General features: G+C 68.3%; 21 protein-coding genes and 1 pseudogene. 10 read left to right on the top strand and 12 right to left on the bottom strand.

The annotated features are described in order from the left end of the window. Positions 1-74 precede the first annotated feature (74 nt). On the top strand, positions 75-986 hold the full coding sequence (locus OF850_RS17390; RefSeq protein ID WP_301591606.1) for a LysR family transcriptional regulator: 912 nt from the start codon (positions 75-77) through the stop codon (positions 984-986). 85 nt (positions 987-1,071) lie between these two features. After that, a complete protein-coding gene (locus OF850_RS17385; protein ID WP_301591604.1) occupies positions 1,072-2,064 on the top strand; it encodes a molybdopterin-dependent oxidoreductase in 993 nt (330 codons plus the stop codon). Between the two features lie 5 nt (positions 2,065-2,069). Here OF850_RS17385 and OF850_RS17380 read toward each other — a convergent pair whose 3' ends face one another. The 10 genes from OF850_RS17380 to OF850_RS17335 form a co-directional block, all read right to left on the bottom strand. After that, the gene (locus OF850_RS17380) at positions 2,070-2,843 is read right to left on the bottom strand and encodes an ABC transporter ATP-binding protein (RefSeq protein WP_301591602.1); all 774 of its coding nucleotides are present in this window, start codon (positions 2,841-2,843) and stop codon (positions 2,070-2,072) included. Next, positions 2,840-3,694 carry an ABC transporter permease gene (locus OF850_RS17375; RefSeq protein ID WP_301591601.1) on the bottom strand — a complete coding sequence of 285 codons (855 nt, stop codon included), beginning with the start codon at positions 3,692-3,694 and terminating at the stop codon, positions 2,840-2,842. The genes OF850_RS17380 and OF850_RS17375 overlap by 4 nt, the downstream gene beginning before the upstream one ends. A 10-nt stretch (positions 3,695-3,704) precedes the next feature. Further along, a complete protein-coding gene (locus OF850_RS17370) occupies positions 3,705-5,009 on the bottom strand; it encodes a CmpA/NrtA family ABC transporter substrate-binding protein (RefSeq protein WP_301591600.1) in 1,305 nt (434 codons plus the stop codon). Between the two features lie 872 nt (positions 5,010-5,881). Continuing rightward, positions 5,882-6,931, bottom strand: a complete 1,050-nt coding sequence (locus OF850_RS17365; protein ID WP_301591599.1) for a carbon-nitrogen hydrolase family protein — start codon at positions 6,929-6,931, stop codon at positions 5,882-5,884. A 2-nt stretch (positions 6,932-6,933) separates the two neighbouring features. After that, positions 6,934-8,190, bottom strand: coding sequence for an ABC transporter substrate-binding protein (locus OF850_RS17360; RefSeq protein ID WP_301591598.1), 1,257 nt, complete (start codon positions 8,188-8,190; stop codon positions 6,934-6,936). A gap of 22 nt (positions 8,191-8,212) precedes the next feature. Continuing rightward, on the bottom strand, positions 8,213-8,926 hold the full coding sequence (locus tag OF850_RS17355) for an ABC transporter ATP-binding protein (RefSeq protein WP_301591597.1): 714 nt from the start codon (positions 8,924-8,926) through the stop codon (positions 8,213-8,215). Next, on the bottom strand, positions 8,923-9,669 hold the full coding sequence (locus tag OF850_RS17350; RefSeq protein WP_301591596.1) for an ABC transporter ATP-binding protein: 747 nt from the start codon (positions 9,667-9,669) through the stop codon (positions 8,923-8,925). The genes OF850_RS17355 and OF850_RS17350 overlap by 4 nt, the downstream gene beginning before the upstream one ends. Then, on the bottom strand, positions 9,666-10,634 hold the full coding sequence (locus OF850_RS17345) for a branched-chain amino acid ABC transporter permease (RefSeq protein ID WP_301591595.1): 969 nt from the start codon (positions 10,632-10,634) through the stop codon (positions 9,666-9,668). Before OF850_RS17345 ends, OF850_RS17350 begins: the two co-directional genes overlap by 4 nt. Beyond that, positions 10,631-11,491, bottom strand: coding sequence for a branched-chain amino acid ABC transporter permease (locus OF850_RS17340; protein WP_301591594.1), 861 nt, complete (start codon positions 11,489-11,491; stop codon positions 10,631-10,633). The genes OF850_RS17345 and OF850_RS17340 overlap by 4 nt, the downstream gene beginning before the upstream one ends. A 122-nt stretch (positions 11,492-11,613) precedes the next feature. Beyond that, positions 11,614-12,336: a DJ-1/PfpI family protein gene (locus OF850_RS17335; protein ID WP_301591593.1), complete on the bottom strand. Its 723-nt coding sequence runs from the start codon at positions 12,334-12,336 to the stop codon at positions 11,614-11,616. 432 nt (positions 12,337-12,768) lie between these two features. On the opposite strand from OF850_RS17335, the gene OF850_RS17330 reads away from it, so the two are divergent. Both OF850_RS17330 and OF850_RS17325 read left to right on the top strand, forming a co-directional pair. Beyond that, on the top strand, positions 12,769-13,053 hold the full coding sequence (locus OF850_RS17330) for a cupin domain-containing protein (RefSeq protein ID WP_301591592.1): 285 nt from the start codon (positions 12,769-12,771) through the stop codon (positions 13,051-13,053). Further along, positions 13,050-14,009, top strand: coding sequence for a Bug family tripartite tricarboxylate transporter substrate binding protein (locus tag OF850_RS17325; RefSeq protein WP_301591591.1), 960 nt, complete (start codon positions 13,050-13,052; stop codon positions 14,007-14,009). The genes OF850_RS17330 and OF850_RS17325 overlap by 4 nt, the downstream gene beginning before the upstream one ends. Positions 14,010-14,140: 131 nt before the next feature. Here OF850_RS17325 and OF850_RS17320 read toward each other — a convergent pair whose 3' ends face one another. Next, positions 14,141-14,581: an acyl-CoA dehydrogenase family protein gene (locus OF850_RS17320; protein ID WP_301591627.1), complete on the bottom strand. Its 441-nt coding sequence runs from the start codon at positions 14,579-14,581 to the stop codon at positions 14,141-14,143. A gap of 488 nt (positions 14,582-15,069) precedes the next feature. Here OF850_RS17320 and OF850_RS17315 point away from each other — a divergent pair. The 6 genes and pseudogenes from OF850_RS17315 to OF850_RS17290 all read left to right on the top strand — a co-directional run. After that, positions 15,070-15,578: pseudogene (locus tag OF850_RS17315) on the top strand (integrase core domain-containing protein); the annotation flags it as partial. A gap of 591 nt (positions 15,579-16,169) precedes the next feature. Next, a complete protein-coding gene (locus OF850_RS17310) occupies positions 16,170-16,919 on the top strand; it encodes an SDR family NAD(P)-dependent oxidoreductase (RefSeq protein ID WP_301591590.1) in 750 nt (249 codons plus the stop codon). A gap of 31 nt (positions 16,920-16,950) precedes the next feature. After that, positions 16,951-17,961 (top strand): ABC transporter substrate-binding protein, encoded by a 1,011-nt coding sequence (locus tag OF850_RS17305; protein ID WP_301591588.1) that lies wholly within the window; start codon positions 16,951-16,953, stop codon positions 17,959-17,961. A gap of 5 nt (positions 17,962-17,966) precedes the next feature. Beyond that, positions 17,967-18,755 (top strand): ABC transporter ATP-binding protein, encoded by a 789-nt coding sequence (locus OF850_RS17300; RefSeq protein WP_301591586.1) that lies wholly within the window; start codon positions 17,967-17,969, stop codon positions 18,753-18,755. Further along, positions 18,752-19,525, top strand: coding sequence for an ABC transporter permease (locus OF850_RS17295; protein ID WP_301591584.1), 774 nt, complete (start codon positions 18,752-18,754; stop codon positions 19,523-19,525). The genes OF850_RS17300 and OF850_RS17295 overlap by 4 nt, the downstream gene beginning before the upstream one ends. Continuing rightward, positions 19,522-20,286: an ABC transporter permease gene (locus OF850_RS17290; RefSeq protein ID WP_301591583.1), complete on the top strand. Its 765-nt coding sequence runs from the start codon at positions 19,522-19,524 to the stop codon at positions 20,284-20,286. The genes OF850_RS17295 and OF850_RS17290 overlap by 4 nt, the downstream gene beginning before the upstream one ends. Positions 20,287-20,562: 276 nt before the next feature. Here the strand turns inward: OF850_RS17290 and OF850_RS17285 are convergent, their stop codons facing one another. Next, complete coding sequence (locus tag OF850_RS17285; RefSeq protein ID WP_301591581.1) at positions 20,563-21,426, bottom strand: isocitrate lyase/PEP mutase family protein; 864 nt, start codon at positions 21,424-21,426, stop codon at positions 20,563-20,565. Positions 21,427-21,852: the final 426 nt, after the last annotated feature.

Here is a 21,852-nt window from a genome sequence, read left to right as displayed (position 1 = left end):
ACCATGACAGGACGCTTGCCTGCCCTCCCGGCGTCCTGCGACCATCCAGCATTTCATCGATGGATGCCGGGGTGATGCCGAGACAGCTCGACTGGAGCACCTTGCTCTTCTTCCTGGAGCTGGCGAGACAAGGTCGGCTTGCCCCAGCGGCGCGCCGCCTCCGCGTGGATCACACGACAGTGAGCCGGCGCGTGGCGGAGCTGGAGAAAGCGCTGGACCTCAAGCTGTTCGACCGCACCGCTGACGGCTTCGCGCTTACGGAGGCCGGCCGGACCCTCATGCCGCATGCCGAGGCAATGGAGGCACAGGTCCTTGCCATAGCCGACCATTGCGCAGCCCCAGGAGCCGGCGTCTCGGGCCGGGTGCGGGTGGCGAGCATGGAGGGCATCGCGGCGCAGTACCTGGCGCGGCGTCTGCCGCGGCTTGTGGAGCGCCACCCTGGGCTAACGGTCGAGCTGGTCACCTCGCCGGCCCTGTTCAATCTCACGAAGCGTGAGGCGGATATCAGTCTTTCCTTCGTGCCGATGCGTGGGCCCAAGCTCGAGATCCGGCGGATTGGCGGTTTCGCGCTGTTCCTGTATGCGTCCCCCGCTTACCTTGCGGCACATGGCACGCCTGAGGCGCCTGAGGACCTCGCGCACCACCGTTTCGTGGACTACGTTGAGGACTTGGTGCAGATCCCTGAGGTGCACTGGCTGCTGGATGTCGTATCCTCACCGCAGGTGTGCTTCCGTTCCTCGTCCATGTATGCGCAGGCGACCGCGGCAGCGAACGGGGCCGGGCTGGTGCTGCTGCCCTCCTTCGCAGGTGAGACCGATCCGCGCCTCGTGCCCGTGCTCAAGCCGCATGTCCGGACGGAACGGCCGGTCTACCTTGCCGTGCACGAGGACTTGGCCTGGGTGCCGAGGCTGCGCGAGACGGTGCGCTTCCTGGAGGAGACGCTGGCTTCCGACCACCGTTTCCTGCTGGAGGGTGCGGAGGAGTGACGTCGCGCGTGGCTGCACGGCCCCTCGCGCTGATGCCGTCTTCATCTGCGGCTCCTGATTGGCGCAGCCTTCCAGCATGACCGAGATGCCTGAAGCAGCGCCGCGCGTTACGCTGGATCCTCCCGGGCTGACGCGCCGCATTCCCCTGCAGCCGCACCAGATGACGGCCACGGTGACGCCGACCGACCAGCTTTTCATGCTGGCCCATCTGGGCGTCGCGCGGCCTATGGAGGCGGGATGGATCCTGCGGGTCGACGGCATGGTGGGGCGGAAGCTGCGACTTTCGCTCGACGACCTGATGGCGATGCCACAGACGCGAGTGGAGGCGGTGCATCAGTGCGCCGGCAGCCCGCTCGAGCCGAACGTGCCGACACGCCGCGCCGCCTGTGTCATCTGGGAGGGCGTGCGGCTGGCGGAGGTGCTTTCGGCGGCCCTTGTCGCGCCCGAGGCCTCGTTTCTCTGGTCCGACGGCGCTGATGGCGGCACCTTCGCAGGCGAGGCGGTGCCCTTCTACCGCAAGGACCTTCCTCTCTGGCGTGCGGCAGAGGACGTCCTCCTCGCGACCCGCCTGAACGGCGCGCCCATTCCGGACGAGCATGGAGGGCCCTTGCGGCTGGTGGTGCCGGGCTTCTTCGGCACCAACTCGGTGAAATGGCTCTGGCGCCTCACCCTGGCTGAGCGCCGCGCCGACGGCCCCTTCACCACGACGTACTACAACGACCGCCTGCCCGACGGGACGGCCCGGCCAGTCTGGGCGCTGGCGCCCGAGGCCGTCTTCACCACGCCGGCCCCCGGGGATCTCCTGGGCGGCACCGCCCATCTGCGCGGCTGGGCATGGTCCGACGCGCCGGTCACCCGCGTCGAGGTCAGCGACGATGATGGTCAGACTTGGCGGGTGGCCCGGCTGGATGGGAGGCGAGGACGGGCATGGCAGGCCTGGTCGCTTGAGTGGAGTTTCGCCCGCCGTGGCGCGGCCCGGCTGTTGTGCCGCGCCACGGATGCGGCGGGGGCCACCCAGCCGATGGAGGGCGCCCGGAACGCCGTCCATGCCGTGGAGGTCGTGGCGCGGACCGGCTGAGAGCGTCAGGCCGCGGCGTGCTGGCCGCCGAAGAGGAAGTCCAGCAGCTGGTGCTTCAAAGAGGCATAGCCCGGCTGTTCGGCCAGGGTGCGGCGGTCGCGCGGCCGCTGCAGCGGCACCGGCACCACGTGTGCGATCCGTGCGCCAGGCCCTGTGCTCATCAGCGCGATGCGGTCGGCCAGCAGGAGCGCCTCGTCCACATCGTGCGTGACGAGGAGCACCGTGGTGCCGCTCTCCTCGACGATGCGGGACAACTCGTCCTGCAGCCCGCCCCGGGTTAGAGCGTCCAGCGCGCCAAACGGCTCGTCAAGCAGCAGCACTTCAGGCTCGATCGCCAGGGCACGCGCGATGCCAACGCGTTGCTTCATGCCACCGGAGATCTCGTTGGGCCGGCGCTCGGCCGCTGCGGAAAGTCCCACCTTCGCCAGGGCGGTGTCGGCCCGTTCCCGCAGCCGCACCCGCGCTTCGCCCCGGAAGCGGGGGCGCAGGGCCAGCAGCACGTTGTCCCGGCAGCTGAGCCAAGGAAGGAGGGCGTGGCTCTGGAACACCATGGCCCGGTCTGGCCCAGGACCGATGACGGGACGACCGCCCGAAGCGACGCTCCCGCCGACGACCGCCTGGAGCCCGGCGACCGCATTCAGCAGGGTGGATTTCCCGCATCCCGAATGGCCAATCAGGGCCACCACCTCTCCCGGCCGCACGGAAAGGGAGGCGCGATCCAGCGCCAGGTAGTCGCCGAAACGGACCGACAGGTCACGGATCTCGACGGCGGCGCTCATTCGGCGAAGCCCCATCGCCGCCCGGCCGCTGCCAACGCATGGTCCAGCGCCAGTCCGACGCCGCCAATCAGGAAGATGGCTACGATCATCGCGGCGATCTGCAGGTTGTTCCATTCGTTCCAGATGAAGTAGCCGATGCCCGACTGCGCCCCGACCATCTCGGCGGCGACGATGACGAACCAGGCGATGCCGATCGAAAGCCGGGCGCCGACCAGGATCATCGGCACCGTCGCCGGCAGCACGACGCGCCACACCGTCTCCAGCCGCGACAGGCCGAAGACGCGCGCGACGTTGCGCCATTCGGCACGCAGCCCGGCAGCGCCTGCCGCGGTGTTCAGCAGGATGGGCCAGAGCGCTGAGATGAAGATGATGAAGATGGCCGCTGCCGCGCTGTCCTTCAGCGCATAGAGGGCAAGCGGCATCCAGGCGAGAGGGGAGATCGGACGCAGGATCTGGAAATAGGGGTCCAGCGCAAGGTTGAGGCGCGGCGACAAGCCGATCGCGAAGCCCAATGGCAGCCCCACGGCCAACGCCATCGCCCAGCCCAACGCAACGCGGCCGAGGGAGACCAGCAGGTGAAGTCCGATGCCGAGATTGCCTGGCGTCGACCCGTCGAAGGCGCGGGAGGCCAGCTCGCCAGCTTTCTCCAGCACTGCGAGGGGCGAGGGCAGCCCGGCGCCCGCCTGCGCGGCGGCACCGCCCATCAGGGCCGCATATTCGGGATCGGCCGCCTCGGTGACGGAGCCCCCGGTCGTCGCCCAATGCCACGCCGCCAGCAGAACGACGCCGAGGAGGATGGCCCCCACACCGGGCCGGTCAAGCAGATGGATCCTGCGACGCGGCCGCGTCATGGGCGGCTGCTCACCCGCGTCGAGCGGCACGGAGTTCGCCTTCCGGGTCGCTGCTGTCGAAGGGTCGGCCCAGCACGGTCAGCCGGCCAAAGCCAGGCTCAGGAGCCGCAGCGCCAGCCTCGCGCAGGAGACGCTGCGCGTCGGTGGCCAGCATGACCTCGCGCGCCAGCGCCTTCGCATCGGTGGTGCCGGACAGCATGTTCCAGCGCTGCATCTGCACCGTCAGCCACACCGCCATGGCATAGTCGGGGAAGGGATTGTAGGTGACGCGGTCCGCGGCGGTCCTCACCTGCCCCAGCCCATCGGCGTAGCGGCCGGTCAGGACCTGATTCAAGACCACCTCCGGCGCGTTCACGTACTCGGCCCGCGCCAGGATCGGTGCCATGCCGGGGCGTGAGGCCGGATCTGCGCAGTGGACGCCGGCCTCCACCGCGCCACGGAACGCCGCCAGGAACGTGTTGGGGTGCTGCTGGATCCAGGCACTGGTGGCCGTGATGGAGCAGCAAGGATGACCGTCCCAGATCTCCTTGGATAGGGCATGGATGAAACCCACGCCTTCATAGACGGCACGTTGCGGCCCCGGCTCGCCGCCAAAGAACCCATCCACGCTGCCGACACGCAGCTGGGAGACGTACTCGCTTGGTGGCGTGACACGGATGGCGATGTCGCGGTCTGGGTCCAGGCCAGCATTGGCGACATAGGCGCGCAGCTGCAGGTTCTGGTGCGACTGCTCGAAGGGGACGGCGAAGCGAAAGCCGCGCCAGCTCCGGGGATCGCGATTCTCCCGGTGCCGGCTGGCCAGCACCAGCGCGTTCCCGTTCTGGTTCAACACGGTCAGCACCTTGGTCGGGATCACCGCGCCGCCGACGCCTGCCGTGGTGGACAGCGCGACCGGCATGACCTGCTGCGAGATGTCGAGTTCCCCGGCGAGCATGCGGTCGCGGATCAGCGCGATGCCGGGCACCTTGACGAGGTCCAGCGCGATCCCGTGCTTGGCATAGATGCCTCGCTCGTGCCCGATCACCAGCGGGGCGGCACAGGTCAGAGGCAGGAAGCCCGCCTTGAGGGTGCGTTTTTCGGGCGTCCCACGCTCCTGCGCGAGGGCGTGCAGGTCGCCGAGAGGCAGCAGGTCGCCGAGCGCGGCGAGCAGCGTGCCGGCACCGACGCCACGCAGCACCCGCCGGCGCAGGACGGAGTCCGGAAAGACGGCACGGATCAGCCCGTCCTCCACCGTGGCGGAGGTCGCCTCGACCGGTGAGCAGCCGAGGGCCTGGTTGCCGCAGCCGCACAGCCCCGGGCCATGGCGGCCCGCCATCCTCGATCCCATTCTCGCCTCCTTGTCGTTGGCGGAAGGCTAACAGAGGGCAAGGGAGGGCCGCCCGGGAATTTGCGCAAGGGCCCTCGCCGGCGCGCAGCCGTCGTGTGGCGGAAGGGCGCCAGCGCAGACCCCGGATATCCAGACAAACGTTTCGTGCGCGGGAGGAGTGCCCCGCGTCGAGGCAGTCATCCCGCGCGGGCAGGAGTCCCCACGATCCGAAGCGGTCACCTTGCCCAAATTGGTCAGAGGAAGCACCTCCGCCACGCGCACTCTGGCCGGTGTCCTGAAGGAGTGCTTCCGCAGCGCCTCAGCGTCCACCCTCTCGCCCGATATCCCCGCAACGAAGAGCGCCGTCACCTCACCCAACAGGGCGCGCCAGCCCAACCATCGTCTGGTCACGCGCTTCCGGAATGAGCGCGGTCACCTCCTTGGTGGCGGAGGAGCGGATCGAGTTGCGACTTCACAATGCTTCTGCCGCGAGGAGGGAAGCAACCGGGCAAGGTACTGGCTGGCGATGCCTTCCATGGTCGCCAGACGGACCTGCCCTGCCAAGCGTCCGGGGCGCAGGCCCGCCGCTGCCTCCGCCAGGCACTGCATGCTCTCGACGCCCGGCAGTAGGCGCTGTCCGACCTCGGTCAGCGCGAAGCCGCCACCGTCCGTTCGAACAGCTTGCGTTCGAACTGCCGTTCCAAGTTCGGCGACGCGGCGGCGCACGGTGGCGCTGCCACACGGAGGCGCCAGGCGCCCCTGCCGCGCCAGTCCAAGGAAAGAACCGCAGATGGTCCCAGTCGAAGTCTTACATACCCACGCGCGACAGAATGGCGTCTCAGGCGGCACCCTGCCAGCCGAGTCAGACGGCGCGCCTCCCCTCAGGCGACGTCCTGCCAGTCCGGGTCGGGCGGGCTGGGCCGTGGCGCCGCCTGGCTGAAGATGGCCGGCTGCAAGGCCGTCCGGTTGACCTGGAGCTGGAAGATGTCGGGCCGCTGGTAGTAGCCGACCACGTCGTGGAACTGCTTCGGCTCGACGCAGTCGCCGAGGTCGACCGTGACGGTCAGGATGCCTTCTTCGCGCTGGGACTGGCCGATCTGGCGTCCATCGGGCCCGATGACGAGGGAAACCGCCCGGGGCGTGCCGGAAAGGACATGCTCCGCCTCCGCGCCCAGCGTCTCGAGATGGCGGGACGCCACTTCGTCCAGCACGTTGGAGGCGACCACGACGAAGCACTTCGCCTCGAAGGCATGTGCCGCGCAGCGCACGCGGATCGCCTCCTCGATGTCATAGGCATGGGTCTCGCCGGGCGGGCGTGTCGGCCAGATGGCGGGGAAGCTGGCGAAGTGGAGTTCCTCGCCCTGCGCCATCAAGGCATAGCGCGCCAGCGGGTTGGTGTTCTCGCCGCAGATGAGCATGCCGACCCGGCCCAGGGCGGTCTGGCTGACGCGCAGCCCCGCGCCGTCGCCCGGGGCCCAGACCAGCTTCTCCCAGTAGGTCGGCACGAGCTTCCGGTGGTGGTTCAGCAACGCCCCGTCCGGGCCGATCAGCAGGTTGCTGTTCCACAGGCAGCCGACCGAGACATCCGTCGACTCGGAGATGCCGAGCGAGACCAGCATTCCATGCCGCCGCGCCGCCTGCCGGATGCGCGCGACCTGGGGGCCATCCACCCGCACGCTGGCGGCGGCGAAGGCCCGGAAGAACTCGTGCGTCCGGATCGGCGGCGCCAAGCCGGCCCAGGCCGGAAAGCCCGGCAGGAAGCTTTCGGGGAACACCGCCGCCTGCGCCCCGGCGCGTGCCGCCTCGGCAATCAGGGAGACGGCCTTGTCGGCCGTGGCGTCGGCTTCGAGCCAGACCGGCGCGGCGTGGATTGCCGCGACGGTCACAGGCCGCGGGGCGACAGCAGGGCGCGGGCCGCTGGGTTCGGCCATGGTCAGAGCGCCTGGGTGCTGAAGTCGAAGCGCGGGGGCAGGCCCTCGGCCAGGCTCTCCTTCGTGACTTTGTGCACCGGGGCCAGGACATTGTCGGTGACGCGGCTGATATACGTGTCCACCATGCCGCTGTGGTCCTGCTTGCGCAGCGTCTTCGCCCCCTGCGGGTGCGCCAAGCTGTTCGGCATCTCCATGCCCTCCAGGGCCTCGACCATCGCAGGGTCGTCCCGCTTGGTGCGCCAGCTGGAGACCTCGATGGCGCGCTTCAGGAGGAACAGGTTCTCCCAGGCCTGCCAGGCATGGCTCTTGGCATAGACGCGGCGGCTGCCCGCCTCCCGCGCATGCACCTCGTCCACCTCCATGAGGCGCAGGTGCTCGCGGTGGAACTCGTCATCCTTGGCCGCCAGCACGCGCGGGAAGTTCTCGACCACCACGACGCCTTCGGCGGCACCGTCGATGTCCTCGGGCGCGATCGCCTCGATCGTGCCGGACACGCTGTACATCCTCATGGTGCGCGCGAGGCCCATGGATTTCGCCTGGGTGTAGAAGGCGATGGATTGCGCGCCGAAGAAGACGCTGAAGAGCACCTCGGTGTCCTGCGGGATGCGCGTGAGGTAGGGCAGCAGGTCGCGCGCATCCAGCGGCACCGCGATGGGGTCGTGCACCTTGCCCCCGAGGCGTTCGATCACCGCCTTGTGCTCCTGGTGGTGGCTGTGTCCCCAGGCATAGTCAGGGAAGATCATGGTCCAGGTCTTGCCGAGGTTGTTGAACGCCCAAGGAGCTGCCGCGCCCGCGAGGGAGTACGTGTCCGACCCGGTGCGGAAGGCCCAGCGGGAGCCGCGGGAGCCCGTGGCCTCCGTCGCCTCGCCGGTTGAGAAGTAGATGGTCTTCAGCTCCGTGGCCAAGGGGATGGAGGCCAGCATGACACCGGAATGGACCGAGCCCTGGATGAAGGAGGCGCGGTTGCGCTGCACTAGGCTGCGCAGCTTGCGGGCCCCTGCGGCGGGATTGCTTTCCGTGTCCTCGGTGATCAGGTCGAGGCGGCGCCCGGCGATGCCGCCGCCCTCGTTGATCAGCTTCGCCGCTGCCTTGGCCGCCTTGTCGTGCCAATAGCCCCAGGAGGAGAAGCCGCCCGTCAGCTCGATCTGATGGCCGATGACGATCGGCCCTGAGGCCTGGGCATAAAGGTCGCGGGTGATGGCGAGCGAGGCGACGCCACCGGCGAGCGCGGTCTGGAGGAAACTGCGACGATGGGTCATCGATGGTTCTCCTTTGGGGGCTTCACGGGATGCCGACGCCAAGCAGGCGGTGGACGAGATCCGGATCGGCACGGAGGCTCGCCGGCGGACCGGAAAAGGCGGAGCGGCCGCGCTCCATCACGACGACGTGGCCGGCGAGGGCGAGGGCGGCCTTGAGGTTCTGCTCGACCAGCAGCACCGCAATGCCGCTGGCCGCGATCTCCGCGATGAAGCGGCGGATCTCGCCGACGAGCCGGGGCATGATCCCCTCCGTCGGCTCATCCAGGATCAGCAGGCGCGGCCTGGTCATGAGCGCGCGGGCGATGGCGAGCATCTGCTGCTCGCCGCCCGACATGGTGCCGGCCTTCTGCGACAGCCGTTCCTGCAGCCGCGGGAAGCGGTTCAGCAAGGCCTCCTCGGTGCCGGGATCCGGCACCCCGCGCACGCCGAGGCGCAGATTCTCGCGCACGGTCAGCAGGGGGAAGATGCCGCGCCCCTGCGGGACGTATCCGATGCCGAGCCCTGGCCGCCGATGGGCTTCCAGCCGGGTGATGTCCGCGCCGGCGAAGGAGATGCTGCCCCCGGTTGCGGCGACCGTGCCCATCACGCAGCGCAGCGAGGTTGTCTTTCCGACGCCGTTCCGGCCCAGCAGCCCCACGACGGCGCGCTCGGCCACGGAGAGCGAGACATCCGACAGCACCGGCACGCGCCCAATGCTTGCGGAGATGCCACGGACTTCGAGCAGGGGCGCGCTCATGCCGCCTCCTCGTCCTCGCCCAGATAGGCCTCGCGCACCGCCGGCTCCCGGGCGATGACAGCGGGTGGCCCATCGGCCAGCACGCGACCCTCGGCCAGCACCACGACGCGGTCCGCAAGGCCGAAGACAACGTCCATGTCGTGCTCCACGATCACCACGTCGGTGGTGGCGCTGACGGCGCGGATGCGGGCCACGGTGCGCTCGGTCTCGGAAGGGGACATGCCGCAGACAGGCTCGTCCAGCAGCAGCAGGGCGGGCTGCGTCGCAAGGGCCATCGCGATCTCAAGCAGCGCGATGTCGCCATAGGCCAGGCTGCCGGCCTGGCGACCCGCCATGGCCTCCAGTCCCATCGTCTCGAGCGCGGCCTCGGCCGCGGCGCGGGTGGCGCGGTCATCGGAGGCCCGGCGGAAGGGATCGAGCGGGCGATGACGCTGGCGAGCCGCGATCCAGGTGTTCTCTAGCACTGTGAGGCCTGCGAAGACCTGCTTGATCTGCAGGGTGCGCGCCATGCCGAGCTTGGCGCGACGATGCGCCGGCAGGCCGGTGATGTCCTGGCCACGGAACCGGATGCGGCCGCTGCTGACAGGGAGCAGGCCCGACATCAGATTGAAAAGCGTGGTCTTGCCGGCGCCGTTCGGGCCGATCAGGGCTGTGATGCCCGTGCCGATAGAGAGTGTCACGCCATCCACCGCCCGCAGGCCGCCGAACTGCCGGGAGACACCTTCGAGTTCCAGCACGTTCATCGGCCGAGCACCCGCGCCAGCATGAGGTTCCAACCCCCGGCAATGCCCCTGGGCGCGAAGACGACGACAGCGATGGTCAGCGCGCCGACGGCCAGCGGGTAATGCTCCCAAACGGTCGAAAGCTCCTCGCGCACCAGGATCAGGAGCGCCGCGCCGATCGCCGGCCCCAGGAGCGTTCCTGCGCCGCCGAGCACGGTCCAGACCACGGCCTCGCCCGAGACCGTGTAGTACATGTGGGTGGCGGAGGCGTAGCGGCCGAACAGCGCGAAGAGCGCCCCGGCCAACCCGGCGAGGCCGCCGGCGATGACGAAGGCGATCCAGCGGACGCGCAGCACGTCGATGCCTAGCAGCGAGGCCTTGCGCTCTCCCTCCCGCACCGCCGCGAAGGCGCGGCCGAGGGCGCTGGCGCGGAGCCGCGCCTGCAAGGCAAAGGCGAGCACCACGATCAGCAGGACGAACCAGTACTGCGTCGCGTCGTCCGACAAGGTCAGGCGCAGGCTGCCCCAGTCGAGGATGGGCGGGGCCGAGAAGGACAGGCCGTCATCGCCGCCGGTGATCGGCTTCAGCCGCAACGCCAGGAAGTAGAAGATCAGGGAGAACACCACCGTGATGATCGCGAAGTAGTGCCAGGTGAGCCGCACCGCGACCAATCCCGCCACGGCTGCCATGCCCAGCGACGCCGCGACCCCCAGCCCCATCGCGGGCCACAGGCCAAGGCCGAAGCGGTCGATGCCAATCGCCACGCCATACATGCCGAAGCCGAAATACAGTGCCTGCCCGAAGGAGAGCAGGCCGACCTGGCCGAAGAGCAGATTGGCGGAGGATGCGAAAAGCCCCCAGATCAGGATCTCGGTCATCACGGCCAGCCAGAAATCCACCTCCATCCAGCCGAGAAACAGCGGGGCGGCTACGAGCGCGAGCAGCAGGAGCAGCGTCAGCGCGCGGTTGACGGACAGCACGTTCATGCCCGCGCCCCCGCGAAGAGACCGTGCGGGCGCAGGAACAGGACGGCGCACATCAGGCACAGGCTGACGATTCGCGCGGCGGAAGGGTCGAGCACCGCGCTGACCACGCCCTCGGTCACCGCGAGAAGGATGGCGGCCGCGGCTGTGCCGGGCAGGTTGCCGAGACCGCCGATGATGACCGCCATGAAGCAGGTCGGCAGGATCTCGATCCCGGCACGGAAGTCCACGGTCGTGATGGGGGCAGCGATGACACCGCCCAGCAAGGCCAGGCCGGCCCCGATGCTGAAGGTGAGGAGCTGGACGCGCTCCACCGGGATGCCGAGCGTCATCGCGGTTTCCCGGTCATGGCGCACGGCGCGCATCCATGTGCCGAAGCGCGTCCGCTGCTGGAAGGCGAAGAAGGCCAGCAGTGCCAGGGCCGCCGCCGCCGCGGCGACCAGGCGGTACGTGTCATACAGGAGGTCACCCGGCAGCGTGACTGTGCCTCCCACGGGCGCCAGGAGGCGGCGTGGCGTCGCGCCGAAGGTGGCGCGCACGCCCTCCTGCAGCATGAGGCCAAGGCCGTGCGTGGACACGACGGTGAGGACGATGGTGGACAGCACCGGCCGGATGGCGACGCGTTCCGTGACGGCCCCCAGCAACAACCCGAAGAGTGGCACCAGGACCAGCGCGATGGCGAAGCTGCCCGTCACATCGACGGCGACCCAGGCCAGCACCGTGCCGACCATGAAGAAGTCGCCATGCGCGACATTGATGACGTCAAGCAGCCCGAAGATGACGGACAGCCCAAGAGCGATCAGCGCAATGATGAGTCCCCAGGCGAGCCCGTTCAGGGCCAGTATGATGACGTCTTGCATGCATCTCCGATCCATCCGAGGCCGGCCGGCACTTCCCTGTCACGCAACCTTAGCCGCCCTGGCGAAGGCCGCCACCTGCATCGCTGCAACGGCACTTGCAGCGGTTCCACGGCCCGGGGTGGTCAACCCGTCGCCACTGCCGGCGTCTTCACGCCGAGCCGCGCCGCGATCCGCCGGGCTGTCGCTTCGCGCTTCTCCGTGATAGCGGCAACCGCCGTGCGCGCGGCGGCGAGGACCTCGCGAGGGGCGGTGTCCGGCGTGCCAGATGAGAAGGGCGGCTCCGGCGCATACTGCATGTAGAGCTGGATCGCCTGGGCCGCCGCGTCGCCCCGCACACGCGCCGCGACGCGAAGGGCACCGTCGATGCCGGCGGTGACCCCGGCGGCGCTGATCATGGTGCCGTCCTCCACGACCCGCTCATCCACCGGGTTCGCGCCGAAATAGGGGAGCAGGTGGAACGCGGCCCAATGCGTGGTGGCACGCCGACCGCGCAGCAGGCCAGCGGCACCGCAGACCAAGGCCCCCGTACAGACCGGAAAGAGACAAAGTGCACCCGCCGCCTGGGCGCGCAGCCAGTCAAGGACCTGCGCATCCTCCATCAGCGCCTCCTGCCCGAAGCCACCGGGCACGTGGAGGATGTCCAACTGCGGTGCATCCGCCAGCTGCGCATCCGGGGAAAGCCGCAAGCCACGGACATCGCGGACTGGCTCCTCAGTCTTGCCGAAGATGCGGTAGGTGGAGTTCGGGATACGCGACAGCACCTCGAATGGTCCCGTGAGGTCGATCTGGTCGAGTCCCTCGAACAGCAGGGAACCGATCTGCAGGTGGCGGTCAGGATCGATCATGCTCTGAGCTCTTCTGGAGAATGGGGATTTCCTGCAACAGGGCGCGATGCGCAGACCCCATGCGAGCGTAGAAGTCACCAGGATGGGGGGAGCACTTCGCCTTGTTCATGCCGATCTTGAACGCGAAGAAGACGGGTCCGCAACCGCAAACCACTCCCCGCGCCAGCGCCCCGAGCACGGCTCTGGATGGACCACACGAAGCTGGATGCGTGATCCGCCCTCGAGCCACCACCAGCGAGGGGCTTCGTTCTCCGAGGGCGACAGGCCGGCCCCCAAAGCCAGAGCCAAGCCCGCCGCACGGCGCAGCGCCGCAACTGGCCTCGCAATTTTCCCGCGACAACATCGGCACGGCCTCTGCCATGCTGGACGCCACCACAGCGGGGACCTCAACCCATGGCCGCTCCTTATCACGTGAAATCGGTGGAGCCCGTGATGACCGGGACTGACATCACCGTCCGCCGCCTCACCCTCGCGCCAGGGGAGGAGATCCCCTGGCACCGACACGGCGCCACGGACGACCTGTGCGTGCTTCTCGAGGGCACATTGAACGTCGAGCTTCGTGAGCCCCAGGAGGTGCTGCGGCTCGCGCCCGGCGGCAGCCACCGGACGCCGCCCGGACGGCCGCATCGCCTGTCCAATGCGGGCGGGGCCGACTGCACCTTCCTGCTCATCCAGGGCGTGGGCACGCGCGACTTCCAACGACTGGGGGATGCATGACCCCGCGCCGCCTGCTGCTGGCCCTCCCTGCCCTCCTAGCCGCGAAATCGGGACAGGCGCAGAGCTGGGCCCCGACACGCCCGGTGCGCCTTGTGCTTCCGCTTGCCTCCGGCGGCAGCCTGGACGCGCTGGCCCGGCTCATCGGCGCGAAGATCTCCCCGGCATTGGGCCAGCCGGTGATGGTGGAGCCCCGGCCCGGCGCGGGTGGCAACCTGGCCTTCGAGCACGTCGCCCGTGCCGCGCCGGACGGCCATACCCTCCTGGTCGGCTGGGACTCCCTGGTGATCAACCCGGCACTCTACGGCCGTGTCACCTACGACCCCCTGAGGGATTTCGTGCCGGTGATCCAGACGATCGCGGCGCCGCAGACCCTGGTGGTCCGCGCCGAGGGCCCGCGCGATCTGCCCGCGCTCCTCGCCGCCGCGCGGAGTGGCCCGATGAGCTGGGCATCCCCCGGGAACGGCAGCATCGGCCATCTGACCGGCGAGATGTTCCGCGGCGCGGCGGGTCTGCGCGATTTCGAGCATGTGCCCTATCGCGGGGCGGCACCGGCTGCGACGGACCTGCTGGCGGGCGTGGTCGATGCGCTCTGGGTCAGCCTGCCTGCGGTGACCGAGCATGTGCGTGACGGCCGGTTCCGGGCGCTGCTCGTCACCGGGGAGGCGCGCTCGCCGGCCTTGCCTGCCGTGCCGACGGCGCGGGAAGCGGGTTTCGCCGATCTGGTGGTGGTGTCATGGCAGGGTCTGCTGGCTCCCGCGGCCACGCCCGACGCCGTTCTGGGCCGGCTCAACGCCGAGGTGAACGCGGCCCTCGCCACGGACGACCTGCGGAGCTGGCTGGCCGCCCAGGGCTCGGAGCCTGTGGGCGGCCAGCCGGAGATCCTGGCAGCGCAGCTACGCGCCGATCTGCCCCGCTGGGCCGAGGTGGTACGCCGCTCGGGCGCAAAGCTGGACTGACGGGCCGGTCGGCCTCCGGCCTGCCGCGCGGATAAGCCGCCCACAGGCTCACCGCACGCGGTCTGCTCACACGCGTCTTCTTCGGCCTATGGCCGAGGTTTATCGGCGAGGGGGAGGCCGCTCGAGGGCGCTCAGAAGGCACTCGTGCCGAGCAGGATGCGCCCGATAATGAGGTTGTTGATCTGCGTCGTGCCATCCGGGATGGTCAGCATGCGGGTACTTCGGAAGTGGCGTTCCACAGGAAACCCCCGACTGATCCCGAAGGCGCCGTGGACCTGGATCGCCTTTGAACTGATGCGGACCGCCGCCTCGGTGGCGAAGGCCTTCGCCATCGCCGCCTTGATGTTGGAGCGGGAGCCCGAGCCCAGAATGCTCAGCGCGCGGAAGACCATCAGCCGCGCCGCCTCCAGCTCGATGGCCATTTCGGCGATCAACTGCTGGACAAGCTGGTGGCCCGCAATCGGCTTCCCGAAGCTCACGCGCTGCCGCGCATAGTCGATGCTGGCATCCAGGCTCGCCCTCGCCATACCGGACTTCTCCGCCTGAACCGTTGTGGGGGCGCAGCCTGTCACCAGCAGCAAAAGCAACAACGAGGCTGCTTATGAGAGGGTGCCTCGCGCGGCGCGGGCTGACCAGCCCATGTCTTTTGCTTCTCCCCCTCCGAGATCCAGAGGATCAAGAGGGGGTGTGCTTCCGATGTCAGCCATTCGCCCTCGATTCTGAGGCAATTCGGCAGTGCGAATGCCCCCCTATAGCCGACGAGCAGGCGGAGGGAGCTTGCCCGTCAGGCCTCGAGAACCCCCGTTGGGACTGCCCCCTTCATCGCCAGCAATCTCTTGTCGAAGTCGTCCTCTTCGGCGTGGGCCACCAGCCACTGCGCGGTGGACCGGCCGACCCCTAGGATCCTGGCGACGTCAGCCTGGCTCCGGCCTGCCCCCTGCAGCTCGCGTGCATGATCGCGCTGCGCCGCCCTCAGCGCCGGCCGGTGCCCCAACGGCTGGCCGTTTCGCTTTGCTGCATCGAGGCCAGTAACGACCCGCTCGCGGATACTGCTCCGCTCCTCACCCTGCAGCCCTCCACGGCACGCCGCATCGGGCGCACCCATGAGGGCACGGTCGTGGCGCCTGCCTCCAACCAACGCTTGTCCTCGGACCGGCTGGAGATCCCGTGCTGGAACGGTGAGGTGGTCCGCGTCGCGTTGCCATCGACACCCACGATCGGGAGATCATCTCCTGGGTCGCCACAGCCGGCGGCGGCATCTCGGCGGACAACGGCTCGCCCTAAACGGCAGGCGAGACCATCGATTTCGCCACGGCTCTCGGGCTGGTGGCGTGTTTCACGCCGGTTCGCAGCCCAGAGAGCAATGGGGTCTGCGATGCGTTCGTGAAGACGCTCAAGCGCGACTACGTGCGCGTGAACCCCTGTCCGGGTGCGCTCACCGTGCTCGGGCAGCTGCCCTCCTGGTTCACCGACTACAACACCATCCACCCTCACGGCGGCTTGCAGATGCGCTCGCCCCGTGAGTTCATCGCCGACCAGTCAGCCAACCCAGTCGGGTGTCCGGTTTGATGGGGTGCACTCCACCCGCTTCTTGCTCGACGGTAGAGGTGCGGGCGTAGCCGATGGTCATCCCCGTGAGGGTGTCTCCCATACCGGCGGTCCGTCCCGCACGGCTCATAGAGATAATGGGATGTTCCATCTCAGAATGTCATTGGTGCTCGTGCGAGACGCCATCTGCGCCTTTCTCGATGGCTCACATGGGCCTGCTTCAGAGCGAATACCCGCGCGAGGCCTGTGGTCGCATCCAGGAGTTCTGCCGCGAGCGTACCTGGCGTCTGGCCAGGTCTCAGCCAGCACCTGCCCGCGCAGTCGAAGGCCTTGCGGTCTATTGGCCTGCCTTCTTCGCGCCGCTGGTTGCATGGTGGCAGGCGCCGGAGTGCTGCGTGCATCAACGCCCTTGAAATTGGGGCGGCCAACTTTTTGAAGCCCGTGCGCGATGACCTTACCCATGGTCCACGCTGGCGTAGCAGCGGTCGCCCGCAGCCTTGGCGAGAGCCCGGTCTGGGAAATCACCGCGCCTCGTCAACTCCTGGAAGCGACAAGTCCATTGCTGGTACCGTCAATTGCCTGCACAGTTTCCAAGTTCGGGGGATTGGGCACATGACAGGACCCGTGCGGACGGCGCTGGTCACAGGCGCGCAGCAAGGCATTGGCCGTGCCGCAGCGCTCGCCCTCGCCGCCGACGGCTGCGACGTCGTAGTCAACTGGCTTGACGATGAGGACGCCGCCCACTCCGTTGCCGACGAGGTCATTGCCCTTGGGCGGCGCAGCGTTCTGCTCCGTGGCGATGTCTCTTCCGTCGATTTCTGCCGTCGCCTAGTGGCCGAGACCGTCCGTTCCTTCGGCCGGATCGACGTGCTGGTGAACAACGCCGGCATCTTTCCCCGTGTGCCCTTTCTGGACATGGCGGAAGCCGAATGGGACCGGGTGATCAGCGTCAACCTAAAGGGCAGCGTCTTCTGCGCGCAGGCCGCGGCGCAGGCGATGGCCGAGGCGCAGACACCCGGCGCGATCATCAACCTCAGCTCCGCCGCGCTTCGTGGCATGCCGCTGGGCGTCCACTACGCGGCGACCAAAGCCGGTATCGTGGGCGCGACGAGATCCATGGCACTGGCCCTCGCGCGACACGGCATCCGCGTGAACGCCATCGCGCCCGGCCTCACCGATACCGCCCAACCGCGCCACGGTCACTCCGAGGAGGAGCTGACCGACATGGCGAAATCCATCCCCCTGGGTCGCATCGGACATCCCACCGACATTGCAAATTTGATTGTCTTTCTTGCGTCTGACCGGGCGGAATGGATCACGGGTCAGACCTACCACATCAACGGTGGCGCCTACTTGCGATAGCGCCCCCCAAGCTGCTGGGAGAGAGTGGACGATGAAGCACGACACGAGTCTCGCGCGCCGTACCCTGCTCGTTGGGGGTGGCGCGGCACTGGCCACACCCGCGTCTGGGCAGGGACGCGCTGGACGTACCGACAAGGTCGTCTTCGGGATCGGCCTGTCCGCCCCCTTCGCGCCCTATGTTGCCCTAGTTGACCGCGGCATCGCGGCTCGGCACGGACTGAACGCCGAGTACCGCATCTTCGAGTCTTCAATCGGCGGGATGGAGGCGGTTGTCACCGGCAACGCCCATGTGGCCTTCGGAAGCGAACTCTCGGCCCTGCGGCCGCGGGCCTCAGGTGCTCGTATCCTAGGCGTCGGACGGCCACTCGTGTCTGACAAGGACATTGGGATTGGGGTCAGTGCAGCCATCCAGGGGCCGCAGGACTTCCGTGGCAAGCGCGTGGGCATGATCCGCGGCACGGCGGCGGATTACCTGTTCCATCTGTTCTGCCGGCGCCATGGGCTCACCGAGGGCAATGGACCGAACGATGTCCGCGTCCTGGCCGTCCAGGCCCCTGAGTGGGTGCCGGCACTGCAGCGCGGCGACATAGACGCCTTCTTCGGCTGGGAGCCATGGCTGACGCGCTTACCCACGATCGTGCGCGGTGCCCGGGTCTATGCCTACTCGTCCGACGATGGGCTGTATCAGCTCTGGTACACCATGGTGTTCCGCGAGGATTGGGCGCGGGAGGACCCCGACAGCGCGGGTGCCACCTATCGTGCGGTCGCAGACGCCATGGCCTGGGTGAATGCGAACCGCGATGAGGCGGCCCAGCTGGCCGCGCGCACCTTCCGCACGCCGCTCAACGACATGCGCGTGCAGATGGCAGGCAACACATATCTGCTCGACACGAAGCGCGAGCATCCTGTGCGGATCAAGCAGGTCGCGGCCTGGGCGAAGGGCCGGGGCCTCCTCAACGTCGAGGACACGGACAGGCTGGTCGACGACTACTACTATCCGGAGATCGCACGGCGCTATGCGCCCCAGCTGACGGATTTCTGACCCGCATGGGCTTCATCCGCTTCTCCGGGGTCGACTTCCACTACGGCCCTGCCGGGTCTTCTGCTGTCTCCATCCTGAAGGGCCTCGAACTAGAACTCGCACAGGGCGAGTTCTACGTCCTTCTGGGCCCCTCGGGCTGCGGGAAGACCACGGCGCTGAACCTGCTCGCAGGCTTCGAGCGGCCGAGCGCGGGCACGATCGTCATGGAGGGCCATGCCATCGGGGAGCCTGGCATGGACCGGGTCGTGATCTTCCAGGGCGACGACAGCCTTTATCCCTGGCTGACGGCGCAGGAGAATGTCGAGTTCCCGCTGCGCATGACTGGCGTCGGCGCGGCCGAGCGGCGGAGGCGGGCCGCGACCTGGCTCTCGCGGGTCGGCCTCGCGAATCACGGGCAGAAATTCCCACACCAGCTCTCGGGCGGCATGAAGCAGCGCATCCAGATCGCGCGCGCCCTCGTCTGCGATGCGCCCGTCCTTCTCATGGACGAGCCCTTCGGCGCGCTGGACGCGCAGACAAGGACGATCCTGCAGGATGAGCTTGTCTCGATCTGCAATGGCTCCGGTGCGACCGTCCTGTTCATCACCCATGACATCGCCGAAGCCATCATCCTCGCGGACCGCATCGGCGTGATGCGCGCCGGTCCGGGCAGCGCAGTGAAAGACGAGTTCGCACTCGACCTCCCTCGCCCCCGCAACCGCGGCAGCGTCGAGTTCGCGGCGGCCTATGACCGCATCCAGCGCGTCCTCGGTGAGGAAGTGAGGAAGGTTGTCACCCGCGAGGCTGCCGCGTGAGCAGCGCCAGCCGTCATCTTGCCTGGCTTGCGCTGCGTGTCCTGCCCTTCATCGGCTTGATCATGCTCTGGGATGCCGCCGCGAGGGCCTACGACGTGCCGGTGCTCTTCCCGACGCCATTTGCCACTTGGGACAAGGCGGTGCAGCTGATCGGCGAAGGTCAGCTGCAGAGCGACATCGCCATCAGCCTCTGGCGCATCGGGGTGGGTTTCGCTGTCGGATGCGTGCTCGGCACGGTCCTTGGCCTGATGATGGGCTTGTCGCGGCCGGTCGCCGATTTCCTTGGTCCCTTCGTCCACACACTCCGTTTCATCGGACCGATCGCGTGGATCTCGGCCGTGATGATCTGGTTTGGGCTCGGCGAGACCTCGAAAATCGTCCTGATCGTCTACACCACGACCTTCGTGGTGCTCGTAAGTGCCATGATCGGCGTGATGACCGTCCATCCCAACAAGCTGCGCGCGGCCCGCGTCTTTGGCGCCAGGGGCTGGCGCCTGTTCCTCCATGTGACCTTGCCTGCCACCTTGCCCCACATCCTCGCCGGCGCCCGGCTCGCGATGATGAACTCCTTCATGACGATCATCGCCGCCGAGATGGTCGCGGCGCGCGAAGGGCTCGGGTTTCTGATCTTCAACTCGCGCCAGTGGATGGAGGTCGATGCGATCTTCGTCGGCATGATCACGCTTGGCGTCCTGGGCCTCTTGGCCGACGTGCTCATGGTCCTGCTCACATCGCTCCTCTTTCGCCGCTTCAGGCCAGCCGCGGCATGACGACGGCCTCCCGACAGTCGCTGCTCCGCAGCGCGTTCGCCGTGATCGCCCTGCTGACAGCCTGGGAGATCGCTGGGCGGACGATCTTCATCCCAGCTGTCCTGCCGGCCCCCAGCGTGATCCTCGGCGAGACGTGGACACGCACGCTGTCGGGCCTGCTGGTCCTCGACGTCGCGATGAGCGCCTCGCGGATCCTTGTCGGCTTCCTGGCGGGTAGCCTGCTCGGTGCCGTCCTGGGCCTCCTGTTCGGCGCCCTGGAGCCCGTCCGCCGCGCATTCGAGCCCATCGTGCAGTTCTTCCGCTTCATTCCTCCGATCGCTTGGCTCACCCCCGTCTTGATCTGGTTCGGCATCGGGGAGATGGGGAAGTGGGTGCTCATCACCTACACCACGACCTTCATGGTGCTGCTGAATACGCTGGCTGGCTTCGCCGAGCCGCTCCGCGACCGCATGCGCGCCGCCCGGGTGTTCGGCGCGGGTCCCTGGCGGGCCTTCTGGCACGTGCGGCTTCCCGCGACGGTGCCCTGGATCGTCGGCGGGATGCGCATCGGCATGGGGAACTCCTTCCAGACGCTGATCGTGGCGGAGATGCTCGCGTCGAACGAGGGGCTGGGTCACCTCATCCTGAACAGCCGCATCCAGCTCTCAACCGAGGGCATGTTCGTGGGCATCCTCGGGATCGCGGTCCTGGGAATAGCCGCCGACTTTGGCTTCCGTGCCCTGACACGTCGCGTGTTCAGCCGCCACCGTCTTGGCTGGTGAGGGCAAACCGCTCGGGTGTCTCGTCTTTCGCGTTTGGTGACGACGGGATGTTGGCGCGCGCCTGCTGATGTGCGGCCACTGCAAGTCTCGACGCGCCCTTCAACTGCATCATTCGGCCAAGGGCCCGGCGACCGGGCGCGGGTGAGGAATGCGCCCGGAGCAAATTCAGAAGAAGCGGCTCCTCCCTGCCGAACCACCACCTGCGGGCAGTGACGGCGGGTCCGCCTTCGCGGGGGCAGCGTAGGTTGCCCGGCGCTGCCGCACGCGGCGTGAACTTTAAGCTGGCAAGACAAAGGGCTTCGCGGCAGCTTCGTAGGCACCGTAGCCCAGTGTCGCGCGGAACTCTTGAGGCGAGAGAGCGCTACCTGCCTCCGAGTGGCCGGCCGCCAGCGCCGCCAAACCCGCCTTCATGCCCGCCATGGCGGGGGAGAGCGTGCCGGTCGGGAAGGTGCCGATCTTCAGACCCAGTTCTGCCGCGCGCGCCTGGGTGGGTGTCTCGCGCGGGGCGCCCGGGGACAGCACGGCGAAATGCGGCTTGCCCTTCGACGCGGCGACGGCGCGGCGCACCTCCTCCTCATCCTTCGGGCTGTCGAGGAACAGGAGGTCGGCGCCCTCCTCGACATACATCTCGATGCGCGCCACGGCTTCGTCGATGCCGGCGGTGGGGCGGCAATCGGTCCTCGCCATCACCAGGATGCCGCTCTCCCTGGCCGCCTCGACTGCCGCACGGACCTTCATCCGCATCTCCTCGCGCGGCAGGCATGGCTTGCCCGCGGACGTCAGGGCACGCGGCGTGATCTTGTCCTCGATCAGCACGGCAGCGGCGCCGGCACGGCCATAGGCGCGCACGGTGCGCTGCACGTTCATGGCGTTGCCGTAGCCATGGTCGCCATCGGCGAGGACCAGCAGATCCGGCGCGGCCCCGCGAACCATCTCCAGGCTGTTGAGCATCTCGGCGAAGGAGATCAGGTCGAGGTCGGGCCCACCGAGGCGGCTTGCCGCAACACAGGATCCGGACAGGAACGCCGTCTGGAACCCGGCTTCAAGGGTGAGCTTCGCCGTCAGCCCATCCCAAACAGCTGGCATGACGATGAAGCCAGGCTTGGCAAGAAGCGTGCGGAAGCGGTCGGGTGGGGTCATGGCACGGTCCATTCCATGGTTGATTGTCGGAAGCGGCAGTTTTCTTCGGCGCATGTCACGCACGCGCAGGATCTCATCCTGTTGGCACCTGAGACACCACTCTGGCCCGTCGGCGGCTCGGGCGGCAGTCACGGCAAAGCAGCCGAGCATCGCTCGCGCCGCCGCCGTTGGCATCGAAATGTTCCATCACTTGACCGCCCGTGCCTGCGGCGGCGCGGGCCCATAGGCCGGATACGATTTCATGGGACGCAATTAGATTCCGATAAACGAAACTTCGTCAAGCCGCGCCCGGGGGATGTCCACCCGGCGGCCTAGCAGCGATAATTTCATTGCATGGGATGCCGTTTCGAGTAACGGTATGATCCTCGGACGTCGCGGCCCCGTTTGCCGTCGCGGCTTCTGCGTGCGCGCCGCTTGAGGACTCAC

Source organism: Sabulicella glaciei (assembly GCF_026183895.1).
Classification (GTDB): Bacteria; Pseudomonadota; Alphaproteobacteria; order Acetobacterales; family Acetobacteraceae; genus Roseococcus; species Roseococcus glaciei.
The sequence above is the reverse complement of the archived record's forward strand: the minus strand, read 5'-3'. Positions and strand labels throughout refer to the sequence as shown.

What these genes read in the sequence shown, in the direction of transcription:
- OF850_RS17390 (WP_301591606.1), top strand. Translation starts at nt 75, where the DNA reads ATGCCGAGACAGCTCGACTGGAGCACCTTGCTCTTCTTCCTGGAGCTG.
- OF850_RS17385 (WP_301591604.1), top strand. Translation starts at nt 1,072, where the DNA reads ATGCCTGAAGCAGCGCCGCGCGTTACGCTGGATCCTCCCGGGCTGACG.
- OF850_RS17380 (WP_301591602.1), bottom strand. Translation starts at nt 2,843, where the DNA reads ATGAGCGCCGCCGTCGAGATCCGTGACCTGTCGGTCCGTTTCGGCGAC.
- OF850_RS17375 (WP_301591601.1), bottom strand. Translation starts at nt 3,694, where the DNA reads ATGACGCGGCCGCGTCGCAGGATCCATCTGCTTGACCGGCCCGGTGTG.
- OF850_RS17370 (WP_301591600.1), bottom strand. Translation starts at nt 5,009, where the DNA reads ATGGCGGGCCGCCATGGCCCGGGGCTGTGCGGCTGCGGCAACCAGGCC.
- OF850_RS17365 (WP_301591599.1), bottom strand. Translation starts at nt 6,931, where the DNA reads ATGGCCGAACCCAGCGGCCCGCGCCCTGCTGTCGCCCCGCGGCCTGTG.
- OF850_RS17360 (WP_301591598.1), bottom strand. Translation starts at nt 8,190, where the DNA reads ATGACCCATCGTCGCAGTTTCCTCCAGACCGCGCTCGCCGGTGGCGTC.
- OF850_RS17355 (WP_301591597.1), bottom strand. Translation starts at nt 8,926, where the DNA reads ATGAGCGCGCCCCTGCTCGAAGTCCGTGGCATCTCCGCAAGCATTGGG.
- OF850_RS17350 (WP_301591596.1), bottom strand. Translation starts at nt 9,669, where the DNA reads ATGAACGTGCTGGAACTCGAAGGTGTCTCCCGGCAGTTCGGCGGCCTG.
- OF850_RS17345 (WP_301591595.1), bottom strand. Translation starts at nt 10,634, where the DNA reads ATGAACGTGCTGTCCGTCAACCGCGCGCTGACGCTGCTCCTGCTGCTC.
- OF850_RS17340 (WP_301591594.1), bottom strand. Translation starts at nt 11,491, where the DNA reads ATGCAAGACGTCATCATACTGGCCCTGAACGGGCTCGCCTGGGGACTC.
- OF850_RS17335 (WP_301591593.1), bottom strand. Translation starts at nt 12,336, where the DNA reads ATGATCGATCCTGACCGCCACCTGCAGATCGGTTCCCTGCTGTTCGAG.
- OF850_RS17330 (WP_301591592.1), top strand. Translation starts at nt 12,769, where the DNA reads ATGACCGGGACTGACATCACCGTCCGCCGCCTCACCCTCGCGCCAGGG.
- OF850_RS17325 (WP_301591591.1), top strand. Translation starts at nt 13,050, where the DNA reads ATGACCCCGCGCCGCCTGCTGCTGGCCCTCCCTGCCCTCCTAGCCGCG.
- OF850_RS17310 (WP_301591590.1), top strand. Translation starts at nt 16,170, where the DNA reads ATGACAGGACCCGTGCGGACGGCGCTGGTCACAGGCGCGCAGCAAGGC.
- OF850_RS17305 (WP_301591588.1), top strand. Translation starts at nt 16,951, where the DNA reads ATGAAGCACGACACGAGTCTCGCGCGCCGTACCCTGCTCGTTGGGGGT.
- OF850_RS17300 (WP_301591586.1), top strand. Translation starts at nt 17,967, where the DNA reads ATGGGCTTCATCCGCTTCTCCGGGGTCGACTTCCACTACGGCCCTGCC.
- OF850_RS17290 (WP_301591583.1), top strand. Translation starts at nt 19,522, where the DNA reads ATGACGACGGCCTCCCGACAGTCGCTGCTCCGCAGCGCGTTCGCCGTG.
- OF850_RS17285 (WP_301591581.1), bottom strand. Translation starts at nt 21,426, where the DNA reads ATGACCCCACCCGACCGCTTCCGCACGCTTCTTGCCAAGCCTGGCTTC.